Raw genomic sequence first — 23302 nt, forward strand, 5'->3', positions numbered from 1 at the left:
ATGTGAATGCATTAACTTTCAATAATTGGCTGATGAAAAGGTAAGTAAAGGATAAAGCGGGTCTGACTATTACTGATATTTTTGTACTTAGCATCCGCACGTTGCGATGGGGTAGAACTAACATCAATCATACCATGATGACGGCTGATGATATCTTGTACGATAGATAATCCAAGTCCTGTACCAGCGGCACGACTGGTCACCATCGGAAAGAATATCTGACCAATTAATTTTTCATCTATCCCTGAGCCGTTATCAGTAATCGTTATTTGCAAGACTTGTTTGTACTGCTGGCTACCGATGGTATGTTGAAAGGCAACGCGCGTTTGAATGTGTAGTAGAGGCTGATAGTTATTATTATCCTCTAAAGAGGTAATCGTTGAGTCTAATGCGCTCAATGCAGAAAGTGTTTGATGTGGCAAGGTTTGCGCAAATTCAGTCATGGATTCACAAGCATTATTAATCAGGTTTAAAAACACTTGAATCAGCTGGTCCTTATCCGCACAGAGTTCAGGCAAAGACAAATCATAGTCGCGTTGTACCGTTACTTGTGGATAGTGATTGAGTATTAAGGACAAGACATGCTCTAACGGTTCATGAATATTAACTATTTGCCAATTTGGTAGTTGATTAGAACCTAGAAATTGTCCAATTAGCTGAGTTAAACGATCTGTCTCTGAGATGATAATATCAGTATAGCTGCGTAATTTTTCAGCGGTCTTTTGTAGATTATTATCAGAATTTAAAACGGGATTGGACGTAAGTTGTTGGTAGCTATTATGAGCAGTATGAATGTTAAAAGAGCTCTCACTAAATTTGATAAATTGACGTTGCAATAATTGCGCCGCGCCGCGTATGCCAGCAAGTGGATTTTTGATTTCATGGGCGACCGAGCGCAGCATATGCCGGGCAACATGATATTGCTGCTGTTGGCGTTGTTCTTCTGAGATACGACTTTGGCGATCCTTACCCCACATCTCGACAACAAAATAGCTCTGCTGCTGATAAATGACAGGCGTGACACTATAATCGACTAAAAGTGATAAACGGCTATTTAAAGGGCTGTTGATCAGATGGTCATGGTCAATAAAAGGTTGTTGATAGCGCTTCGCTTGAAAAAAGCGCTCAGTCAAAGGGCAAGTTTTATCTGTTGGACTGTCAATAATAGTGCTATTTTTAATTGCCAATTCTTCGGGTGCAAGTAGCATCAATACCGACTGATTAAGCAAGCGGCCGCTACTGATAGCTAATAGTTGCTCAGCTTGGGCATTTATCCAAGTAACAGACAGCTCATCGTTGACCCATAAAATAGCCGTGAATAAATGCTGTGCTATAAATGCTAAATCAGGTGTCGGTTTTATGCTTATAAAATCAGTTGTCATCAGTAATGCCTAGTATAGCGCGAGGCTCAATGTAATATTTAACCATAAATCAACACTATAGCGCGGCAAAACTGGTGATTACCACAAAAAAAACGTACAATGCGCACAGCCAATTTATCTCTAGCAAGGTTAGCCATGCCCAATATTTCTACCGAGTCCATTAATACGACTACAGCCCCTTCACAGCCAAGTTCTACACCATCGGCTTCTATACAAAACACGGTCACTCTCTTTAATCCTGCTAAGCCGACAGTGCCGTCAGAGCAGCGCTCAATCGATAGCAGTGAACCTTACCACCATAAAGCCAACCACAATCAAAACCGTAGTATTAGCCAAAGTAGCGATGCGACTTCAGGCGCTTTATTGACTGAAAATGCACCAGTTAATGCCGCGCCAAAGATTGGTTTTGTATCGCTAGGTTGCCCAAAAGCCTTGGTCGACAGCGAACGTATCATTACGGAACTCAGTCGTGATGGCTATCAAGTTGCCAGTGATTACGAAGGTGCAGACCTTGTCGTAGTGAATACTTGCGGCTTTATCGAGTCAGCAGTGCAAGAGTCGCTTGATGCCATCGGTGAGGCCATTAGTAAAAACGGTAAAGTGATTGTGACGGGCTGCTTGGGTAAAGAAGCGGATAAAATCCGTGCAATGCATCCTGCTGTGTTAGCAGTGACTGGTGCTCATGCTTATGACGAAGTTATTAGAGCCGTTTCGCTGCATGTGCCTAAGCCTGACCGAAGTTTGGATGCCAGTTATGACCCAAAAATAGATTTGATTAATGAGGCCGGTATCAAGTTAACGCCCAGTCATTATGCTTATCTAAAAATATCAGAAGGCTGTAACCATCGCTGTACCTTCTGCATCATTCCAAGCTTACGTGGTGATTTGGTGTCGCGTCCGATTGATAGCGTCATGAATGAAGCGCTGGCACTGAAAAACGCTGGCGTGAAAGAATTGCTTATTATTTCGCAAGATACCTCTGCTTATGGGCTGGATTTGAAGTATAAGACCAGCTTTTGGAATGGCATGCCGCTGAAGTCTAAGTTTTATGACTTATGCCAAGCATTAAACGATTTGGGTATTTGGGTACGTCTGCATTATGTTTATCCGTATCCACATGTCGATAAAGTCGTTGAATTGATGGGTGAGAAGAAGCTACTGCCTTACCTTGATATTCCGTTTCAACATGCCAGCCACAGTATCCTAAAAGCGATGAAGCGTCCTGCGCATAGCGAAAACACCTTAGCACGTATTCACGCATGGCGTGAGATTTGCCCTGATATTGTCATTCGTTCAACTTTCGTTGTTGGTTTCCCAGGCGAGACCGAAGAAGATTTCCAGTGTTTACTTGATTGGTTGGTTGAAGCACGCTTAGATCGCGTTGGTGCGTTTACTTATTCGGAAGTGGAAGGCGCGGTTGCTAATGACTTGCCCAATCATGTGCCAGAAGATGTTAAGCAAGAACGCTATGAGCGTTTAATGACCTTACAGCAAGATATTTCAGCGCAAAAATTACAAGAAAAAATCGGCAAAAACTTGATGGTATTGGTTGATGAGATTGATAGTGAAGAAGGCGTAGCGATTTGCCGTAGCTATGCTGACGCGCCAGAGATTGACGGTCATGTCTATGTCGATGATATTACTGATGCGGTGAAAGTAGGTCAGTTCTTAACGGTTACTATCGACGATGCTAGCGAATATGATTTATTTGCCAGCTATAAAGCTTAAACATAATATGTCAGTGAAAATTGCCCAACAGTGGGCAGTTTTTGCTACAATTAGTGCAATTTGACAGTTGTAGATGCTTATCATTCCGTATCGCACTAGCGTCAAGTCTCAAAGCAAACTCTATTTGTATTTTACCGAACACTTTACTTATAATTTAATACTGACAAGGTGACCTCATGTCTGACAAAAACCCGCGTTATTCTCGTATTTTGCTAAAACTTTCTGGTGAAGCCTTAGCCGGTACCAAAGATATGGGTATTGATAGCGAAGTGCTTGATAAGATGAGCCTATCTATCGCTCATTTACGCGGACTTGGTGTACAAGTTGGTATTGTGGTCGGCGGTGGTAACTTATATCGCGGTGCTCAATTACAAAAAGAAGGTTTAGTCGGTCGCGTCACCGGTGATCAAATGGGCATGCTAGCCACCGTCATGAACGGTCTTGCCATGCGTGATGCCCTTGAGCGCCGTAATATCAAAACGCGCCTAATGTCAGCTTTGCCGATTGGTGAGGTGACAGAAAGTTATAGCAGTCGTAATGCGATTCGTTACCTCAAAAATGGCGAAGTATGTATCTTTGTCGCTGGTACAGGCAATCCATTCTTTACTACAGATACCGCTGCTTGCTTACGTGGTATTGAAATCGAAGCGGGTTTGATTCTAAAAGCGACCAAAGTAGATGGCGTTTATGATAAAGACCCAAGCCTACATTCTGATGCAGTAAAATATGACGGTCTGACCTTTGATGAAGTGTTAGAGCAAAAGCTTGGCGTAATGGATTTAACTGCTATTGCATTATGCCGTGAGCATAATGTGCCATTACAAGTTTTTGATATGAATAAGCCCAATGCTTTATTAAATGTTGTGATGGGTGAGAATGAAGGCACCCGCGTTTACCATTAATAGCATAGACAAATACATGATAGAAGATAAGTAGAAGTAAGACGGCTACTTACCTGTGAAAACACCCTAATATTTTTTATAATAAACAATAAATGATTTGTCGCTAGCGATAAATAAGGATACATAATGATTAATGAGATTAAGCAAGACGGCGAAGCGCGCATGCAAAAAACATTGGAAGCGCTTGAAAGTACTTTTAGTAAGGTACGTACAGGACGCGCGCATCCAGGTATGTTGTCAGGTGTGATGGTCAGCTATTACGGGTCGCCTACGCCTTTAAATCAAGTGGCAAGTGTTAACGTTGAAGATTCGCGTACGTTGCTGGTGCAGCCATTTGAGCGTACTATGGTACAAGCGATCGACAAAGCTATCCGCGAAGCAGATTTGGGTCTAAACCCAATGACTGCTGATGTGATTCGTGTTCCTATGCCAGCATTAACAGAACAAACTCGAAAAGATATGCAAAAACTAGCTCGTGGAGAAGCAGAAAACAGTCGCGTTTCTATTCGCAATATCCGCCGTGATATGATGAATGACATCAAAGAGTTGGCAAAAGAAAAAGAGATCTCAGAAGATGATGAGCGCCGCGCTAGTGATGATATTCAAAAAATCACTGACAAGTATATTGAAACGATTGATAGCCGTCTGAGCAAAAAAGAAACCGATTTGATGTCAGTGTAAGCACCTTTTATCATTGTCAGAACGAAGCGCCGTAACTTAGTTAAGAGTCGGCCACTTAAAACAAACAGCCCATATCATATCGCTATTGGCTGTTTGTTGCCGTATAGACGCACCATTGTTTTATATCATTTATTGATAAAGTACGTGCTAAGATTTTATACAGCATGTCGTGCGTTATGATTATTTTACCCCAACAATAAGCAAGTTAGCCTATGACTATGTCAGATACTTTAGTTCCAGCTCTTCTTCCACGCCACATTGCTGTCATCATGGACGGTAATAATCGTTATGGTAAAATTAATCAGTTAGGCAAAGGTCAGGGGCATATCGCTGGCAAAGATGCGCTAGACCCTATTGTTGAGTACTGCGTCAGTACGGGCATTGAAGTCTTGACCGTATTTGCTTTCTCCAGTGAAAATTGGCTACGTCCACCAAGTGAAGTAGCATTGCTGATGCATTTACTAAGCTTAACTATCAATGAACAAATGCCTCGTATGATTAAGTATCGCATTCGTCTGCGTTTTATCGGCGATCGCAGGCAGCTTAGCGATGACTTGCAACTATTGATGGCAGATGCTGAACAAAAAACCGCGGACTTTGAGGCGATGACATTGGTCATTGCGATTAGTTATGGCGGTAAATGGGATATCGCTCATGCTGCCAAGCAACTGGCAGAGCAAGTGCAAGCAGGTCACTTATCAGTGGAAGATATTAATAAAGAGCAGCTTGGTAAATATGTGCAGTTGGCAGATGCGCCAGAAGTAGATATGCTAATACGTACGGGCGGCGAGTATCGCCTTTCGAACTTTTTATTGTGGCAATCAGCCTATGCAGAGCTGTTCTTTACTCCAACGCTGTGGCCAGATTTTAACGTCGATGAGCTAGCAGCAATGCTAGAAGAATTTGCCCAACGTCAACGCCGCTTTGGTAAAACTAGCGAGCAAGTGACGGCAGTGCAGCAGATATCTTAGGCAATAATTTTTTCGATATTAGGCGACTTTTATCAATTTAAATCACTTTCGATAGCGTGCGTCACTATCAATACGTTATTATGGTCGGCAGTTGGCTGTAATACGTTATTATCTATGGTAAGCACTTGTCAGCCAATTTGATCAAATGTCCTTCATTATTATAAGGCTCAATAAGTATGTGGCAACGAATTAAGACGGCAATTGTTCTCGTTATTATCGTTGGTATTGCAATGTTTGCGAGCCAAACGCCTATATTGTTTGCGCCACTTTTAGCGATTGGGGTCATTATTGCTGCTCACGAATGGACAAAACTGATGCCAAAATGGCGTCAGCCAGCGGTATTTGTGCTATTAGTATTGCTGTTGACTATAGTATCGCTGATGTTTAAAGTGACTTGGCTATTTTGGTGGGCAGCCTCCGTGGTTATATGGCTAATGGCGCTGTCTTGGGTGCGTGTCTTTCCAACTTCTACCAACTGGTATGGTAAGCAGTTGGCGCTAATGGGGGCAGTAATATTAACCGCTTCAATTACCGCTATGTTTTACTTATGGCAATTATCAGCATGGTGGTTACTGTATGTATTTTTATTGGTTTGGTGCGCCGACAGTGGTGCATACTTTGTTGGACGCAAGCTTGGTCGTCGCAAAATGGCGCCAAATGTCTCGCCTAATAAAAGTATGGAAGGGTTGGCGGGCGGCTTAGTCACTGGCTTGCTAGTCGTAGTGATTATAAGTGTCTTTAAGTTACAATTGACGGGCGTAGCGCTTATCGCCTTTGTAGCGTTATCAGCGCTGACGATTTTGGCGTCTGTATTGGGTGACTTGTTTGAGTCGATGCTTAAACGCCGTGCTAATGTTAAAGATTCAGGAATGATTTTACCAGGGCATGGTGGAGTACTTGATCGTATTGATTCGCTGCTATCTGCTACGCCAATATTTGCACTGGGTTTTTGGGCAATACAGCAGTTCGGTTTGATTGTTGTTTAATTTGTCTAACGCTATCAAACGGCTTAATTAGTCACTTGATAGCACATAAGCTTGGCAGCTGATTTAATTTTTATAGTATGACTTACATTATCATTTATAGGCACCCATGGTTATGACCCAACGTATCGCCGTATTAGGCGCGACAGGCTCGATTGGCGACAGTACGTTAGCCATCTTGGCGGCACAACCACAGTATTACGACGTTTATGCTTTATCTGGGTACCACCGTTTAGATAAGCTGCTTGTGCTTTGTCAGCAGTTTTCTCCTAAGCGGGTTGGCGTACCGACAGCAGCAGTCGATGACTTTGCCAAGCGTCTGATTGCTGCAGGTCTTGATATCGAAGTAGTCAGCGGTGAAGTAGGGCTTGTGGATATTGCTACCGACTCGCAGACCGATACCGTTGTCGCAGCTATTGTAGGCGCAGCTGGGCTTCCTTCTACCTTAGCCGCTGCCCGTGCAGGCAAGCGTATTTTACTGGCAAATAAAGAAGCGCTGGTCATGGCAGGGCAAGTGATGATCAATGCCGTTAAAACCCATCATGCAACCTTGTTACCGCTTGATTCCGAGCATAATGCTATTTTTCAGTGCTTGCCGTTTGCTATTCAACAAGACCATACCCAAATCCATCAGCCAAATCATGGTGTGCGTAAGCTCTGGTTAACCGCTTCGGGCGGACCGTTTTTACAGCAGTCATTTACCCAAATGCAGCAGGCAAGCGTTACTGAAGCGGTCAAACACCCAAACTGGTCAATGGGGCAAAAAATATCCGTTGATTCTGCCACGATGATGAACAAGGGGCTTGAGCTGATTGAAGCCTGTCATTTATTTGATTTGCCTGAAAATAAGATAAATGTGGTGATTCATCCACAAAGTATCATTCACTCAATGGTAGAATATAGCGACGGCAGCTTTTTGGCGCAGCTTGGTAGCCCAGATATGAAAACACCTATCGCCCATGCGTTAAGCTATCCTGATCGTATTGATAGTGGCTCGCAGCCGTTAGACTTATTTGCGCTTAATGGCTTAGAGTTTATCGAGCCTGATTTGCAAAAATTTGCCTGTTTGCGTTTAGCACGCACGGCTATGCAAGCGGGTACGCATGCGACCATTATATTGAATGCAGCAAATGAGATTGCGGTTGCTTCATTTTTAAATAATCAAATTCGACTGACAGATATTGCTGATATCAATGAGCGAGTATTGAATGAGATAAAAGTAGCGTCACTAACTGAGACTGCCGATATTGAAGAGATTTTAGCGATTGATAATCTAGCGCGTCAGCATACCGATAAGCTGGTAGCAAGATTGGCTTAGGCGTATCAAGTACTGTTGGCTTTATGGTGTTAAGACAAAATACTGATGTTAAGCGTACCTACTGAGAAAAGATCATGACGTTTTTATTAACGCTGCTCGCGGCAATATTTGTCTTAGGTCCACTCATTGCCCTGCATGAGTGGGGTCATTATATTATAGCGCGACTTTGCGGCGTGAAAGTACTCACGTATTCGATCGGTTTTGGTCCGAAAATCTTTGGCTGGACCAGTAAAAAAAGTGGCATAGATTATCGTATTTCAGCGTTACCACTTGGTGGATACGTTAAGATGCTTGATGAGCGTGAAGGCGAAGTAGCAAAAGATGAGTTACATTTAGCATTTAATCGCCAGCATCCGCTAAAGAAGATAGCGATTGTCGCTGCTGGTCCTATCATGAACTTCGTCATTGCGATTGTACTGTTTTGGGTATTGTTTATGACCCCATCAGAGCAGCTCGCTACCAAGATTGGTCAAGTATTACCAGATACACCCGCTGCAATAGCTCAGTTGCCTATTGGTGATAAAATCGTCGCTATTAATGGTCATGACGTCCAAACGTGGGAAGGTATTAATTATCGCCTTGCTGGGCGTATGGGTGAGACAACCAATATAAGCGTTACTTTGCAATCAGAAGTAGACAAGGGCGCAATCAAGACCTATCAAGCACCTATTAAAGAATTTATGCAAGGCGCTGCGCAAGGTAAAGATGCTTTATCAAGCTTTGGGATGATGCCGTGGCAACCAAATATCGCCCCTATAGTTGGTGATGTCACCCCTGATGGCGCCGCCAGTCGACAAGGTCTCAAGGCTGGTGACCGCATTACTGCTATCAATGGTGAAGCCATTAACGATTGGATCAGTGCTACTCGTATTATCCGCGATAACCCTGAGACGTTGCTGACATTTAACGTATTACGTGACGGTAAATCTGTACAATTACAGATTATGCCGCAGGGTAAAAAAGACAATTTAGGTAACGATTATGGACAAATTGGTGCTATGGTGGCGCAGTCTGCAATTGTTATTCCTGAGGAATACAAAACTACGGTCGTTTATGGTCCAGCTGAGTCATTGATCAAATCATTCGAGAAAACTGAGCAATTGGCAGTTATGACTGTCAGCTCAATGGGCAAGATGCTATCAGGTATGATTGGTCTTGATAATTTATCAGGCCCGATTACCATTGCTAAAGTTGCCAAGCAAAGCTTTGATATCAGTTGGCAAATGGTATTATCTACCGCTGCTTTAATTAGTTTAAGCCTTGCGGTTTTGAATCTGTTACCTATTCCGGTATTAGATGGCGGTCATATTGTTTATTATCTGATTGAGCTGATACGCGGTAAGCCACTTTCTGAAGGCGTGCAAATGGTAGGCTTAAACATCGGCTTACTCTTGCTGGCAGGTTTCATGGTGTTAGCAATTGGTAATGATATCAGCCGGCTGTTTTAACTATATATTGTGTTATTTAGCGGGTACGAAGCGATAGGCTAATGCTTCTAGGCTTGTCCTGCTTTGATTATTTGCATAGTAAGTGATTTGTTTTATTACCTTGCTGCTGTACTAATTTTATATTTTAGTTTATTTTATGACGCGTTTTATATAAAGTGTTCTGAGCCTGCGCTCTATGTGTTTATAATATGACGCAAAAGAGGCTAGGCAAGATGTGCTTTTCAACTTAACTTAAGCAAGTTTTTTATTGACGGATAGTGTTTATGCGTACGCCTTTATTTATGAGCGCGGCTGGGTTGCCGTTAGTTGTAGCAATGATGAGTATGCCGGTTCAAGCTGCAGAATTTGTGGTCACTGATATTGGCTTTAATGGTTTACAACGCCTAACGCCTGATAGCCTGTATCCAGTACTGCCAATTACGGTAGGTGATACGGTCAATGATGCCAATCTGGCTGCCAGTATCAAGGCGCTATATGCGACTGAAAACTTCGCTGATATTCAAAGCCGTATCGAAGGGGGCAAGCTGCGTTTTGATGTGGTTGAACGTCCGACGATTGCGGAAGTTAATTTTGATGGTAATAAGCTGATCCCGAAAGAAGGACTTGAGCAAGGTCTGAGCAATGCAGGTCTTGCTGTTGGTAATGTACTTAAGCAAGCAACTCTGCAAGGCGTTGCAAACGAGTTACAACAGCAGTATATCAGCCAAGGTTATTACAATAGTAATATTGAAGTCGATCAGACCTTGCTTGACGGTAACCGCGTCAAACTTGATGTGCGCTTTATCGAAGGTAAGCCTGCCAAGGTCGTCGATATCAATGTTATTGGCAATAAACACTTTAGTGATAAAGAGATTAAAGAAGTCTTTGCGGTAAAAGAAACCTCTTGGACACGTCTATTATCTAAGTCTGATCGCTATGCAAAAGAAAAGCTGGCGGCAAGTTTAGAGAATCTAAAAGCCCTTTACCTAAATGACGGTTATGTGCGCTTTTCGGTAGACAATGCCGTGCTCAATATCAGTGAAGATAAGAGCAGTGTATTTATCGAAGTCAGTCTTAGCGAAGGCGAACAATATCAGTTTGGCGAAATTAATTTCTTAGGTAAGCCGACGTTTGAAACCAGTGAGCTAAAAGAACTGGTTACTTTTGGTGCTAAAGAAAAATACTCGCAAGCTAAGCTTGATGCTACAACAGCTGCTCTTAAGAGCCGTTATGGTAATGAAGGTTATTATTTAGCACAAATCAGACCAGTACCGCGTATCAATGATGAGACTAAAGTCGTTGATATCGATTACTATATTGATCCTGCACGTCCTATTTATGTTCGCCGTATTAACTTTACTGGTAACTTAAAAACCCAAGATGAAGTATTGCGCCGTGAAATGCGTCAGTTAGAAGGATCACTGGCTTCTAGTGATAAAATTCAGCTATCACGTACCCGTTTAATGCGTACAGGGTTTTTCAAAAATGTGAACGTCGATGTGAAGCCGGTTCCAAACCAGCCAGACCAAGTCGATGTAAACTATACCGTTGAAGAGCAGCCATCTGGTAGCTCAACGATTGCCGCCGGTTATTCGCAAAGTGGCGGTGTGACGTTCCAATTGGATCTGACTCAAAACAACTTTATGGGTACCGGTAACCGCGTTAAAGCGGCATTATCGCGCTCAGAAACCCGTGATTCTTATAGCTTGGGCTATACCGATCCATACTTTACAGAAAATGGTGTCTCACAAGGTATCAGTGCTTATTATCGTGAAACTAAATACGATGATCGAAACGTCAGTAACTATGTCACCGATGCTTATGGTGCAACGCTTAACTATAGCTATCCGGTTGATGAAACCAAACGCGTGAGCGCTGGTTTAAACGTCGACAATACTACGGTACGTGGTGGTAGTCGTCTTGGTGTATCAAGTGTTCAGCAGATCATTGATGATGGCGGTACGTTTGAGAGATACAATAATGATGACAATGAATTCTCTGGTCGCACTGGCTTTAAAAATGAATACCAGAGCTATAATGCACTATTTGGTTGGGATTACAGCACCCTAGATCGCCCAGTATTTCCAAATAAAGGTATGAGCCATACGGTTGATGCGACCATTGGCTTTGGTGATGCTAGTTATCAAAAGCTAGTTTATCGCGGTAATATTTATCAACCTATCTACAAAGACTGGGTTGCTCGCGGTTATACCAAACTTGGCTATGGTAACGATCTACCATTTTATGAAAACTTCTATGCCGGTGGTTATGGTTCAGTCCGTGGTTATGAAGCTTCAACGCTTGGACCTAAATCGCAAAGCTATAATGATGCGATAAATGATGATGTACGTTTCAAAGATGAAGAGATTGGTGGTAATGCATTAGTCAGCTTTGGTACGGAATTGATTTTACCAGTGCCATTTAAGGGCGATTGGGCAGATCAAGTACGTCCGGTGCTATTTGCAGAGGGTGGTCAAGTATTTGATACGACGGATAAGGAAAATCGCACCTTTATTGATCCAGCTACTGGGAACGATACTGGCGTACCATTATTGACACAAGATAATAAATTCCGTTTTAGTGCCGGCGTAGGCGTAACTTGGTATACGCCCATCGGTCCGATTTCTCTAAGCTATGCCGTACCTATTGGTGATAAAGAAGGCGATGAGACTGAAAAAGTGCAGTTCCAAATTGGTAATACTTTCTAAGTATTCTCTAATTGTCTGTTGCTAGCTGAAGGGTTTGATAACTATTATTGAGTCCTTTAAGTAATTAAAGCGTTTGTTAGATTTAGCCGGTCGTCAAGATGATATCTCAACTTGGCGACTCTCTTATTCATGCCAATACTAATACTTACTATGATAACGATTAAGCAACTCATCTCGCAGATTGAACAGCATCAGCCTGTTCTTAACAAGGCAGAGCTTAACGCTGAGCAATACCATGTAAGTTTAGAAGGTATTGGTAATTTGACGACGGCTAATAGCAAGCAGCTAAGTTTTTTGAGCAATCCTCATTATCTTTCGAGTCTGGCGAATACTCAGGCTGGAGCAGTGCTTATTACTGCTGAGCATCGTAACGAAGTTCCAAATGATGCCATAGCCTTAATCGTTGCTGCCCCTTATTTGGCATATGCTAGCGCTAGCCAGCTTTTCGCTCGTCAGCGCTCAGCCAGTGGTATTCATTCTACAGCTGTGATAGCTGATAGTGCAGTTATTGGCAACCAAGTAACCATCGGACCTTTTTGTGTCATTGGTGAGCAGGTACAGATTGGCGATGGCTGCGTCCTTGATGCTCATGTGGTCGTTGAAGAAAATACTACCATTGGCACAGATGCTGTTATCAAACCTCAAGTAGTAATAGGGCATGACTGTATCATTGGTCATCACGTTAGATTGCATGCTGGAGTGACGATAGGCTCAGAAGGCTTTGGCTTTGCACCGACTAGCGACCCTAGTGTCACGGGTTGGGAACGTATCGCACAGCTAGGACGAGTGGTGATTGGCAATCATGTACGTATTGGCAGTCAAACCTGTATTGATCGCGGCGCCATTGATGATACGATAATTGGCAATCATGTTATTATTGACAATCTGGTACAAGTGGCACACAACGTCCGTATCGGTGATGGTACGGCTATTGCTGCTCACACAGGTATCGCCGGTAGCACCAGTATTGGTAAACGCTGTATCATTGGCGGTGCAGTTGGGATTACCGGTCATATTAATATCACAGATGATGTCATCTTATCGGGTATGACCATGGTCACCAAGTCAATCACCAACGCAGGCTCCTATTCTTCTGGAACGGCTGCTATGCCGACTGCCAATTGGCGCCGTGCTGCAGTACGATTTCGCCAGCTTGGTCGTGATTAGTATTTCATCGTGACATAAAATAGATATTTAAAAAGTTAGTTCCATTTAAAACCTAGCAAAGCTTGAACCTAAAGCAACACTGAAAACACAGCAAGGAAGCGCTATTATGAGTACCACCCATATTGATAACCCAACGGCAGAAGACATCAAAAGTTTGGCGGAACAAGGGTTAACATTGCCATTAACCTATCATACGTTAAAGCATTATTTGCCACATCGTTACCCATTTTTATTGGTGGATAAGATCGTTGACTGTACACCAGGTGAATGCATTACTGGTATAAAAAACGTCACCATTAACGAAGAGTTTTTTAATGGGCATTTCCCTGACGAGCCTATCATGCCTGGTGTCTTGATGGTTGAATGCATGGCGCAGGTATCAGGTGTACTTGGCTTTATTAGTGCCGGATTGACAGCAGAAGATGGTTATTTATACCTGTTTGCAGGGGTTGATAAAGTACGTTTTAAGCGCCGCGTCATCCCTGGCGATCAGCTGATTATCCGCTCTAAAATTGTGATGCAGAAGCAGGGTATTTATAAGTTTGATTGTACCGTGCATGTTGAAGATGAGCTTGCAGTCAGCGCGCAAATTATGATTGCCCGTCAGGAACAATAAGGCACATTGATGACTGTTAAGAAATAATGAATAATGCTCAACAATTTTAAATCCTGATGTTAATATCAATTGATTGGCACCGTTATTGTGTTTCTAAAAGTTATTTCGTTTCTAAGAAGACGGCATTAGGCTCATCAGCCTTATTAAACTGCCTGTGTTTGTTTTACTAATTTACTTGCATTCGATGCTACAAAGGCCTCTATTATGAGTCAGATCCATCCAACAGCACTCATCTCACCGTCTGCTACGATTGATGAAACCGCAACTATTGGTCCTTATTGTATTGTCGGCGACGAGGTTAGCATTGGTGCCCATACGGTATTGCATCGGCATGTAGTAGTTACTAGACTGACTCGCATCGGTGCGTATAATCAGTTCTATCAATTTGCCAGCGTCGGTGAAGATCCACAGGATTTGAAGTATGCCGGGGAGCGCACTTGGCTTGAGATTGGTGATCATAATACCATTCGCGAAGCCTGTAGCTTGCACCGTGGTACTGAGCAAGATGGCAGCTTGACCAAGATTGGTAGTCACAACTTATTAATGGTTAATACCCACGTGGCTCATGATTGCTCGATTGGTGACCACAATGTACTGGCTAATAATGTCGGTGTCGCTGGTCACGTGACCATTGGTAACCATATTATTGTCGGTGGCAACTCAGGCATTCATCAGTTTTGTACTATTGATGATTATAGTTTGGTTGGTGGTGCGACATTGATTTTAAAAGATGTGGCAGCCTTTACCATGGTTTCTGGCAATCCTGCTCGTGCCCATGGACTTAATATCGAAGGTATGCGCCGTAAAGGTTGGTCGAAAGAAACGATTGATATATTGCGTCAAGCTTATAAGGTTATTTTTAGAACCGGATTAACCACTGTGCAAGCGCTTGAAATATTAAAGCAAGATCTACTACCTCAAGAGCCAAAAATCGAATTTTTAATCGATTCGCTACAGAAAAGTCGTCGCGGGGTTGTGCGCTAAATTCTGTTTTAATAGAGAGATAATATATTTTAAACAGTTTTTACTATCATAACTAAATATTATAGATACTAATCATAAATATAAAAAGCCATAACTAATAGTTATGGCTTTTTATATTTATGATTACTTGACTTTTTAAGTTGCTTAGCAGAAACTGACTTATTGCCTGTAGTAAGGTTACAGCAACTTATTTTAACTCACAGCTGACTTGTTATCTTTTTGATTATCTCAATTCATTTAAAATAAATACTGAAGATGATCGAAGAGACGATTGATAAATTTTAGGAGTGTTACATGGCACAGCAAAGGGAAAATTGGTCTGGTAGAACGGGATTTATCATAGCCGCTATCGGATCAGCGGTAGGCTTAGGCAACATATGGCGTTTTCCTTATGTGGCTTATGATAATGGTGGTGGGGCATTTATGGTGCCTTATCTTATTGCTTTATTAACAGCAGGTATCCCACTATTATTTTTAGATTATATTATAGGGCATAAATATCGTACTGCAGCGCCTCGTGCTTATAAAAAATTCTCACCATCTGGGCAGTTTGTGGGTTGGTGGCAGACGCTCGTATCTTTTGTGATTGCTATTTATTACGCAGCCGTTATTGTTTGGGCTGGTAGTTATATGTTTTTCTCGTTTGGGCAAAAGTGGGGTGAAGATACCACGAACTTTTTTGTCAGCGACTTTGTAAAACACACAGGAGACTTAACCTCTGTATTTGTACCACAGATGTTCATAGGTTTAGTCATCGTTTGGGCATTATCTATATTGATTATGTTTGGTGGCATCCGTAAAGGTGTGGAACTTGCCAATAAAATTTGTTTGCCATTGTTGTTAGTATTGTTTGGCATTATGGTATACAAAGCAGTCAATTTACCGGGTGCTATCGTCGGCCTAAATGCCTTTTTTGAGCCAAACTGGGTGAAAATGAAGGATCCTAACGTTTGGTTAGCAGCTTATGGACACATCTTTTTCTCTCTATCAGTAGGTTTCGGTATTATGGTGACCTATGCTTCATACTTACAGAAAAATACTAATTTAACCGGTGCAGGCTTAGTAGTTGGTTTTGCGAACTCATCATTTGAGCTTATTGCAGGTATTGGTATCTTTGCTGCTATTGGCTTTATGGCAGTATCAACAGGTCAAGATGTCTCTGAAGTTGCTAGCGGCGGTGTTGGACTTGCGTTCTTTGTATTCCCTAAAATTATTTCTACTATGGGAGCGAGTGGCGATATCGTTGGTTTCTTATTCTTCGGCTCTTTAGTCGTTGCTGGTATTAGCTCTCTCATCAGTATTTTAGAAGTCCCTATTTCTGCTTTCCAAGAAAAATTTGATTGGTCACGCAAAAAAGCAGTTTCTATAATATGTGGCGTGTGTGCGGTCATCTCTATCTCAGCGTTCTCTACTGGTAGTTCATTGGTATTAGTAGATGTCATCGATCATTTTGCTAATAATATCGGTATCGTTGCTGGTGGTTTAATGTCAATTGTATTGGTTACCTGGTTTAACCGTAATAAAATTCCAAGCTTATTGGCTCATAGCAATCGTATCTCTAGCGTCAAACTAGGCGGTGCTTGGATATTCATGCTAACCGTTATTACACCAACGGTACTTACTATCGCTTTGGGTCTTAAGTTCATTGATTTGGTCAAAACGCCTTATGAAGGTTACTCTTCAACTATCCTATTATTATTTGGTTGGGGCGTCGTCGTATTCTTCGGTCTAGGTGCATTTATACTCAGTCGTATTAAGGGTATCCATGATGAAGAAGATACTAGAGCTCGTGCCATTGATGATGCGCGCTAGTCAATAAACTTAAATAGTTAGCAGAACGATTAACGTTTTAATAGGAATTTATTATGAGCACTTCAGCGATTATTTTTATGATTATCTCAATGGTACTTATATGGGGTGGCTTGATTGCTTCTATCATACATCTAAGAAACAACCCAGATGTGCCAATGAATCAAGTACCAGAGGATAACTTTTGAGTTTTAAACTTAAAGCATCAAGTTTTATAGGCTTAAAAATAGGCGTCAAATTTTTAAATTATTAAGCTATTAAAGTTTTCAATCGCTATAAAAGAAAATGCCAGTCAGTTTAAGCCGACTGGCATTTTTGTATTTAATGTGATGCGAGACTTACTATAGTTGATATAAAATAGATACGTGATTTTATGACGCGAGACTGGAATGACTTTTTCTAGCTTGCTGTGCCTACGCCGACAGAGGCTGCAAAAAACTCATTTCAGTCCCGCTGTATCGTTTCTATCTTGAACTTACTATATTAAGGCAACGTCTAGTCAAAACGAATTAACGTAAGTTCAGCTCTGGTACTGTCTGTCCGCGTTTAGCATAAAATCCATTTACAAATTTATCAAAGGTATCTTGTTCAATCGCATCTCTGATACCTTGCATCAAGCGCTGGTAATAGCGTAAGTTATGAATCGTCGCTAGCTGCGCACCTAGCATCTCTTTGCATTTATTCAAATGTGATAAATAAGCGCGGCTAAAGTTCTGACAGGTATAACAATCACATTCAGGATCTAGTGGACCTTCATCGGTACGGTACTGGCTATTGCGTATACGCACTACACCCGCATTTTCAGCGTCACCGGCGACAAAGTAATGACCATTACGCGCATTACGAGTTGGCATCACGCAATCGAACATATCAACGCCGCGGCGCACCCCTTCTACAAGATCTTCAGGCTTACCCACGCCCATCAAATAGCGCGGCTTATCAGCTGGCATATCATCGGCGATGTAATCTAGCACTTCTATCATCTCTTCTTTTGGCTCGCCAACAGATAAGCCACCGATAGCGTAACCATCAAAGCCAATTTCAAGCAGACCTTCAAGTGATTGCTGACGTAAATCAGCATACATACTGCCTTGAATGATGCCAAATAACGCATTGGTGCTACCAAGTTTTTTGTGCTCATCAACGCAGCGTTGTCCCCAACGTAAAGATAGCTCTAGCGATTTTTTTGCTTCATCATGGGTCGCTGGATATGGCGTACATTCATCAAACTGCATCACGATGTCAGAGTTCAAGCTATACTGAATCTGCATCGATTTTTCAGGTGACAAAAAGACTTTTGCGCCATCAGTAGGTGATCTAAAAGTCACCCCTTCTTCGGTGATTTTACGCATCGCACCGAGGCTAAATACTTGGAAGCCACCAGAGTCGGTTAAAATTGGTTTGTCCCAATGCATGAATTTATGCAGACCACCAAATTTATCAATAATATCGGTACCAGGGCGTAGCCATAAATGGAAGGTATTGCCAAGGATAATATCTGCACCAATGGCTTCGATATCACGTGGCAGCATACCTTTAACCGTACCGTAAGTACCTACTGGCATAAAGGCGGGCGTTTGTACGTCGCCATGATTGAGATGAACTGTGCCACGGCGTGCACGCGTGACGCCGCTGGCTGTTTTATGTAAGACAAATTGCATAAGATAACCGCTATATGAGCTATGAAAATGGCGCTAATTATAGCATTGTTAGATTTTTTTTGGACATTGAAGTTTGCCCAGTACAGATTCGACAGGTTATTTATAGCCAGCTAGAACTAAAAGCTACAGACATCGTTATCAAATCATTGCTACAGTAGAAGATACATATAAATCGACACATGATGCTTTTGGATAATTGAGACATGACATGATTAAAGCAACTTGCCTATTAAATAGCTTTACGTTAAGTGGCGTATTATTAACCAGTACCTTATTAATATCAGGAGCAGCTATGGCTACCGAAGAGCCAAACTATACCGTTCTATCAAAAACTGAAAACTTTGAATTACGTCGCTATGAGAGTCAGTTGGTCGCACAAACTTGGGTGTCTGGCGACCAAGATGCGGCTAGTCGTGCAGGATTTAAGGTATTAGCAGATTATATATTTGGCAATAATACAGCGCCGAGTGGGGAGAGTAGCAAGATTAGTATGACTGCGCCCGTAGCCATGCAATTTGAAGCAAAGCAATCTACAACTAATAAAAATGATAGTAATGAATCGCAAAAAATTGCTATGACAGCGCCGGTGAGTATGCAGCAAAACGATGGTAAATGGCGCGTACAGTTTACTATGCCAAGTCAATATACGATGCAGACGCTACCGAAGCCGAATAATACAGACATCATCATTAGCGAAGTGCCGCCACAAACTTATGGTGTTATCAAATTTTCAGGGCTTGCTGGCAGTGAAAAGGTAGCTGCAAAAACGGTAGAATTACAGTCTTGGATGCAGACGCAAAAATTAACGCTGACAGGCACACCAGAACTGGCACGTTATAATCCACCATGGACGCTGCCTTTTATGCGTCGTAATGAAATCATGATTGCTTATGAGAAAAAATAAGCCATAAAAAAGACAGCGTTTGCTGTCTTTTTTATAATAATGGCACAATATCTGGTTTAGCCGTTTTGCTCACGAATGATATTGAGCATACGGCGTAGTGGCTCAGCCGCGCCCCATAGCAATTGATCGCCAACCGTAAATGCACCTAGATACTCAGGACCCATATTTAGCTTACGCAGGCGTCCTAGGGCGACTGTCAAGGTGCCTGTTACGGCTACTGGCGTCAAACGGTTCATGGTGGCTTCTTTATCGTCTTCTACCACGTCTAACCATTCATTGCCGCTATTCTTCAATGCCGCTTCGATTTCCTCTAATGGAATATCTTTTTTAAGCTTAATGGTTAAGCCTTGTGCATGACAGCGCATCGCACCAACGCGGACACACATACCATCGATAGCAATCTTATCTGCTTCAGAGTTACCAAGGATTTTATTGGTTTCAACGCCACCTTTCCACTCTTCACGTGACTGTTTGTTTTCTAACTGTGAGTCGATATAAGGAATCAAACTACCAGCTAATGGCACACCAAAATACTGCTTAGGGAAGTCGTCTGAGCGTTGAGTCTGGGCGATTTTCTTATCAATTTCAAGAATGGCACTAGCAGGATTGGCAAGCTCATTTTTAACCGCATCATGCAATACGCCCATGCCTTCGATGAGCTCACGCATGTTATTGGCACCAGAGCCACTAGCAGCTTGGTACGTCATGGCGCTGACCCATTCGACCCAGCCTTTATTAAATAGCTCGCCGATTGCCATTAGCATCAGTGACACGGTGCAGTTACCACCGATAAAGTCTTTTTTGCCATTAGCAAGTGCACTATCAATCACAGTACGGTTAACTGGATCAAGAATGATAATGCTGTTATCTTCCATGCGTAAGGTGCTTGCCGCATCAATCCAATAGCCAGTCCAGCCACTATCACGTAGTGGTTGATGTACTTTTGAGGTGTAGTCGCCACCTTGGCAAGTAACAATGACATCACAAGCGGTAAGGGCTTTAATATCATGAGCATCTTGTAGTTGGCTGGTCTTAATATCATTAAAGCTTGGCGCATCACCGCCTGCATTACTGGTTGAAAAAAACACCGGTGTAATACCGTCAAAGTCTTTTTCTTCCATCATACGTTGTAACAATACTGACCCGACCATACCGCGCCAGCCTACCAAGCCTACTGTTAAATTACTCATCAAACTTAATCCTTTTTACAATAAATTGTTGCATCGTCAACCAATAACAATGCCGTGAATAGGCCCAAAAAGCAAGGTTTTTTGATGGGTTTCGTTGGTTTTGACACCACTATTAACTATGGTAGTCATAACTTTGAGTTATGCTCAGGACTGAAACTTGGCTAATAAGTTAGAAATGATGCGAATTATTGGTAAAATATGAATTTTGCTCAATAGTATAAGTACAGATGCAGGCATTGTTATTGTAGTTTTTTATAGTGTCTATTAATTAATTAAGGTTTATTAAGTAGGCGCTGGTCTTATGAAATGCTAAAGTAAGCCGCTATGCTAAGTTTGCAAGATTTATAATCTATAAGTTGCTTATTTGGTTACCATAGATGCATAACAGTCATAATAAATACAATCACTGGCTTAGCCATTCATTTGATAAACGGTCAATACAAATTATGGATTTCTCCTTTCTATATTACGCTGCACAAGGACTGGCAGGGCTTGTCGCATTTGTCACTATCTGGGGCTGGCTACCACTTGATAACTGGTGGGTACGTGGCGTAGATTTCCCTCGTATTCAAATCATGATATTAGGTATCATTGCATGGCTTGGTATGGTGGTATTTGGCTCCGAATGGCAGCTAGCACAGTGGCTGCTGTTTGGAGTGTTGAGCATTGCCTTAGCGTTTCAGCTTAGAATGGTATTGCCGTATACCATGCTATGGAAGAAAGAAGTACAAAATGCTAAAGATAAGCCGAATGTGCACGAATATCAGTTAAAAATTATGGTTTCAAATGTATTGACGACTAATGACGATACCCATAAATTGGTTGAATTAGTACAACAAAAGCAGCCTGATATTTTGATTACTTTAGAGAGCGATGAAAAATGGGAAAAAGCGCTGAATCAAATTGAAGACGATTACCCTTACACGGTAAAAGTACCTTTAGATAATTTATATGGTATGCATCTATATTCTAAGCTTGAGCTGATAGACCCTGAAGTTAAATACTTAATCATTGATGATATACCGTCTATTCATACTCAGCTACGCTTGCAAGGCGGGCGCATCATTTGGCTATACTGCTTGCATCCGATGCCGCCAAGTCCAACGGAAGCTGACAAATCTACCACTCGCGATGCTGAGCTGTTGATGGTTGGCAAGCATATTAAAGACAATGAGCAGACTGCTATATTGGCAGGTGATCTTAATGATGTCGCTTGGTCGAAGACCACTCGTCGCTTTCAGCGTATTTCAGGGCTGCTAGACCCTCGTATTGGGCGTCATTTTATCAATACTTTTCATGTCGATTATCCATTTTTACGTTGGGCACTTGACCATATTTTCCATAGTCCCTGCTTTACGGTTATTGATATCCAGCGTTTACCCTCTGTTGGCTCTGACCACTTTCCGGTACTGACAACGTTGCAATACGAGCCAGAGGAGGAGAGTAACCAAGAAGGAAATGCTCCTACTGCACAAGCAGAAGATTTCATAGAGGCAAAAAATAAGATCGAAGCAGGAAAGGAAGAAGGTTCCAAGTTATCTAAAGAGCACGTAGAAGAAAATTGAAATTCAGACGATTCTTAATTTGGATATAAGTTGTCTTTAAAAAAACCTTATTTGACGTAAGCAAATGCTTACGTCAAATAAGGTTTTTAGCTACTATTCGCTGCGTATCAATTGGCTTAAAATGGACACATCAACACAAGGATATGCAAGGATGTAGTGTTGAAGCAGTATCAGTATCAGTATCAGTATCAATAACAAGGCAGGTCAGCCCGCTGTCTTATAAACTACTGTTTATGACTTAGGATAAGTCAACACGGAAGAGATAATAATAACAATATGAAATACCATAGCCCTGAACCAATCGCCCTAGGTTCGGGGCTTTTCTTTGTGTGCGAGTTGTTGATTTATATTAAATTATTACGTATCTATTAGGGCGTGTTGAACATTGGGAATAAAATGATGACAAAAAAATAGCGAACGTTTAATCTTTAAGTTCTCACACCAAAAGATCTCGTTCGCTATGCCTCGCACCATGCTCAAAGATGAACACTGGACCAGACTAAGACCTATCTTACTAGAACTGAATATCTATGACAAAGGAAATCTTAGATGTACCGTTGAAGGTATTCTTTATCGGATGCGCGTTGGTTGCCCTTGGCGTGACTTACCTGAGTATTTTGGTAAGCCCAACACAGTCTACAAAGCTTACCAGCGCTGGTTTCGCAGTAATAAATTAATTCAACTATTTACTTTGTTAATCAAAGATTCAGACCTTGAATGGGTATTTATCGATGGTACTCATATTAAAGCGCATCAGCATAGCAGTGGTGCTGATGAGAACCTGCAAGGTATCAGTAAAAGTGTGGCAGGACGTGCAACTAAGATTCACTTGGCAGTTGATGCTCATGGTAACCCAATCACCTTTATATTATCAGATGGCACCACACATGATGTGAAGATAGCACCAGACTTAATTGACAACATAGATTTAAGCGACACAGTGACCGTGTGCGCCGATAAGGGCTATGATTCTGATGCGCTAAGAGAACATATTAAACAAGCAGGGACGCGTGATAACATCCCTCGAAAACGAAACACGAAGTTCTCTAACGACCATATGGATTGGGAGTTATATAAAGTCCGCCACTTAGTAGAGAACGCTTTCGCTAAGCTAAAAAATTACAGAGCGGTTGCAACAAGATTCGATAAGCTCAAGCAGAGTTATGAAAATACGGTGGCTCTTGCTTGTGCTTATCTCTGGTTGAAATTATGAATGTTCAACACGCCCTATTATTCTGATTCATTAAAAAACATAAAAAAGGGTATATGCACTGGCATATACCCTTTTCATAAGGAGTTTTAGCAT

19 protein-coding genes are annotated in these 23302 nt (G+C 41.9%); 16 read left to right on the plus strand and 3 right to left on the minus strand.

All coding sequences use genetic code 11. From position 1 onward, the window contains the following. Positions 1 to 11: 11 nt before the first annotated feature. Positions 12 to 1382, minus strand: a complete 1371-nt coding sequence (locus tag ACMHKH_RS07310; protein WP_413519983.1) for a two-component system sensor histidine kinase NtrB — start codon at positions 1380 to 1382, stop codon at positions 12 to 14. 135 nt (positions 1383 to 1517) lie between these two features. On the opposite strand from ACMHKH_RS07310, the gene rimO reads away from it, so the two are divergent. The 13 genes from rimO to ACMHKH_RS07375 all read left to right on the plus strand — a co-directional run bounded on the left by rimO (position 1518) and on the right by ACMHKH_RS07375 (position 16864). After that, positions 1518 to 3110 (plus strand): 30S ribosomal protein S12 methylthiotransferase RimO, encoded by a 1593-nt coding sequence (gene rimO / locus ACMHKH_RS07315; protein WP_413519984.1) that lies wholly within the window; start codon positions 1518 to 1520, stop codon positions 3108 to 3110. A 176-nt stretch (positions 3111 to 3286) separates the two neighbouring features. Beyond that, positions 3287 to 4012 (plus strand): UMP kinase, encoded by a 726-nt coding sequence (pyrH, locus tag ACMHKH_RS07320; protein ID WP_413519985.1) that lies wholly within the window; start codon positions 3287 to 3289, stop codon positions 4010 to 4012. Between the two features lie 126 nt (positions 4013 to 4138). Beyond that, on the plus strand, positions 4139 to 4693 hold the full coding sequence (gene frr, locus ACMHKH_RS07325; RefSeq protein ID WP_413519986.1) for a ribosome recycling factor: 555 nt from the start codon (positions 4139 to 4141) through the stop codon (positions 4691 to 4693). A gap of 212 nt (positions 4694 to 4905) precedes the next feature. After that, positions 4906 to 5664, plus strand: a complete 759-nt coding sequence (gene uppS, locus ACMHKH_RS07330) for a polyprenyl diphosphate synthase (RefSeq protein WP_413519987.1) — start codon at positions 4906 to 4908, stop codon at positions 5662 to 5664. Between the two features lie 176 nt (positions 5665 to 5840). After that, positions 5841 to 6650 (plus strand): phosphatidate cytidylyltransferase, encoded by an 810-nt coding sequence (locus ACMHKH_RS07335; protein WP_413519988.1) that lies wholly within the window; start codon positions 5841 to 5843, stop codon positions 6648 to 6650. Between the two features lie 106 nt (positions 6651 to 6756). Beyond that, the gene (gene ispC / locus ACMHKH_RS07340) at positions 6757 to 7965 is read left to right on the plus strand and encodes a 1-deoxy-D-xylulose-5-phosphate reductoisomerase (RefSeq protein ID WP_413519989.1); all 1209 of its coding nucleotides are present in this window, start codon (positions 6757 to 6759) and stop codon (positions 7963 to 7965) included. Positions 7966 to 8039: 74 nt separating this feature from the next. Continuing rightward, positions 8040 to 9413, plus strand: a complete 1374-nt coding sequence (rseP, locus tag ACMHKH_RS07345; protein WP_413519990.1) for an RIP metalloprotease RseP — start codon at positions 8040 to 8042, stop codon at positions 9411 to 9413. Positions 9414 to 9676: 263 nt separating this feature from the next. Then, a complete protein-coding gene (gene bamA / locus ACMHKH_RS07350) occupies positions 9677 to 12100 on the plus strand; it encodes an outer membrane protein assembly factor BamA (RefSeq protein ID WP_413519991.1) in 2424 nt (807 codons plus the stop codon). 150 nt (positions 12101 to 12250) lie between these two features. Continuing rightward, positions 12251 to 13267 (plus strand): UDP-3-O-(3-hydroxymyristoyl)glucosamine N-acyltransferase, encoded by a 1017-nt coding sequence (gene lpxD, locus ACMHKH_RS07355; RefSeq protein ID WP_413520027.1) that lies wholly within the window; start codon positions 12251 to 12253, stop codon positions 13265 to 13267. Positions 13268 to 13373: 106 nt separating this feature from the next. Continuing rightward, complete coding sequence (gene fabZ, locus ACMHKH_RS07360) at positions 13374 to 13883, plus strand: 3-hydroxyacyl-ACP dehydratase FabZ (protein ID WP_413519992.1); 510 nt, start codon at positions 13374 to 13376, stop codon at positions 13881 to 13883. A 204-nt stretch (positions 13884 to 14087) separates the two neighbouring features. Continuing rightward, the gene (gene lpxA / locus ACMHKH_RS07365) at positions 14088 to 14867 is read left to right on the plus strand and encodes an acyl-ACP--UDP-N-acetylglucosamine O-acyltransferase (RefSeq protein WP_413519993.1); all 780 of its coding nucleotides are present in this window, start codon (positions 14088 to 14090) and stop codon (positions 14865 to 14867) included. Between the two features lie 294 nt (positions 14868 to 15161). Then, complete coding sequence (locus tag ACMHKH_RS07370; protein WP_413519994.1) at positions 15162 to 16679, plus strand: sodium-dependent transporter; 1518 nt, start codon at positions 15162 to 15164, stop codon at positions 16677 to 16679. A gap of 53 nt (positions 16680 to 16732) precedes the next feature. Continuing rightward, entirely contained in the window at positions 16733 to 16864 is a 132-nt protein-coding gene (locus tag ACMHKH_RS07375) for a methionine/alanine import family NSS transporter small subunit (protein WP_413519995.1), read from the plus strand. A 321-nt stretch (positions 16865 to 17185) separates the two neighbouring features. Here the strand turns inward: ACMHKH_RS07375 and tgt are convergent, their stop codons facing one another. Next, complete coding sequence (tgt, locus tag ACMHKH_RS07380; RefSeq protein WP_413519996.1) at positions 17186 to 18337, minus strand: tRNA guanosine(34) transglycosylase Tgt; 1152 nt, start codon at positions 18335 to 18337, stop codon at positions 17186 to 17188. A gap of 208 nt (positions 18338 to 18545) precedes the next feature. Here tgt and ACMHKH_RS07385 point away from each other — a divergent pair, with 208 nt between their 5' ends. After that, positions 18546 to 19241: an SOUL family heme-binding protein gene (locus tag ACMHKH_RS07385; protein ID WP_413519997.1), complete on the plus strand. Its 696-nt coding sequence runs from the start codon at positions 18546 to 18548 to the stop codon at positions 19239 to 19241. Between the two features lie 56 nt (positions 19242 to 19297). On the opposite strand, the gene asd is transcribed toward ACMHKH_RS07385, so the two are convergent. Continuing rightward, positions 19298 to 20431, minus strand: a complete 1134-nt coding sequence (gene asd, locus ACMHKH_RS07390; RefSeq protein ID WP_413519998.1) for an aspartate-semialdehyde dehydrogenase — start codon at positions 20429 to 20431, stop codon at positions 19298 to 19300. A gap of 446 nt (positions 20432 to 20877) precedes the next feature. Here asd and ACMHKH_RS07395 point away from each other — a divergent pair, with 446 nt between their 5' ends. Both ACMHKH_RS07395 and ACMHKH_RS07400 read left to right on the plus strand, forming a co-directional pair. Beyond that, positions 20878 to 21996, plus strand: a complete 1119-nt coding sequence (locus tag ACMHKH_RS07395) for an endonuclease/exonuclease/phosphatase family protein (protein ID WP_413519999.1) — start codon at positions 20878 to 20880, stop codon at positions 21994 to 21996. Between the two features lie 460 nt (positions 21997 to 22456). After that, complete coding sequence (locus tag ACMHKH_RS07400; protein ID WP_413520000.1) at positions 22457 to 23209, plus strand: IS5 family transposase; 753 nt, start codon at positions 22457 to 22459, stop codon at positions 23207 to 23209. The last annotated feature ends 93 nt before the right edge of the window (positions 23210 to 23302 follow it).

Source organism: Psychrobacter glacincola (assembly GCF_965118485.1).
GTDB classification, from domain to species: domain Bacteria; phylum Pseudomonadota; class Gammaproteobacteria; order Pseudomonadales; family Moraxellaceae; genus Psychrobacter; species Psychrobacter glacincola_D.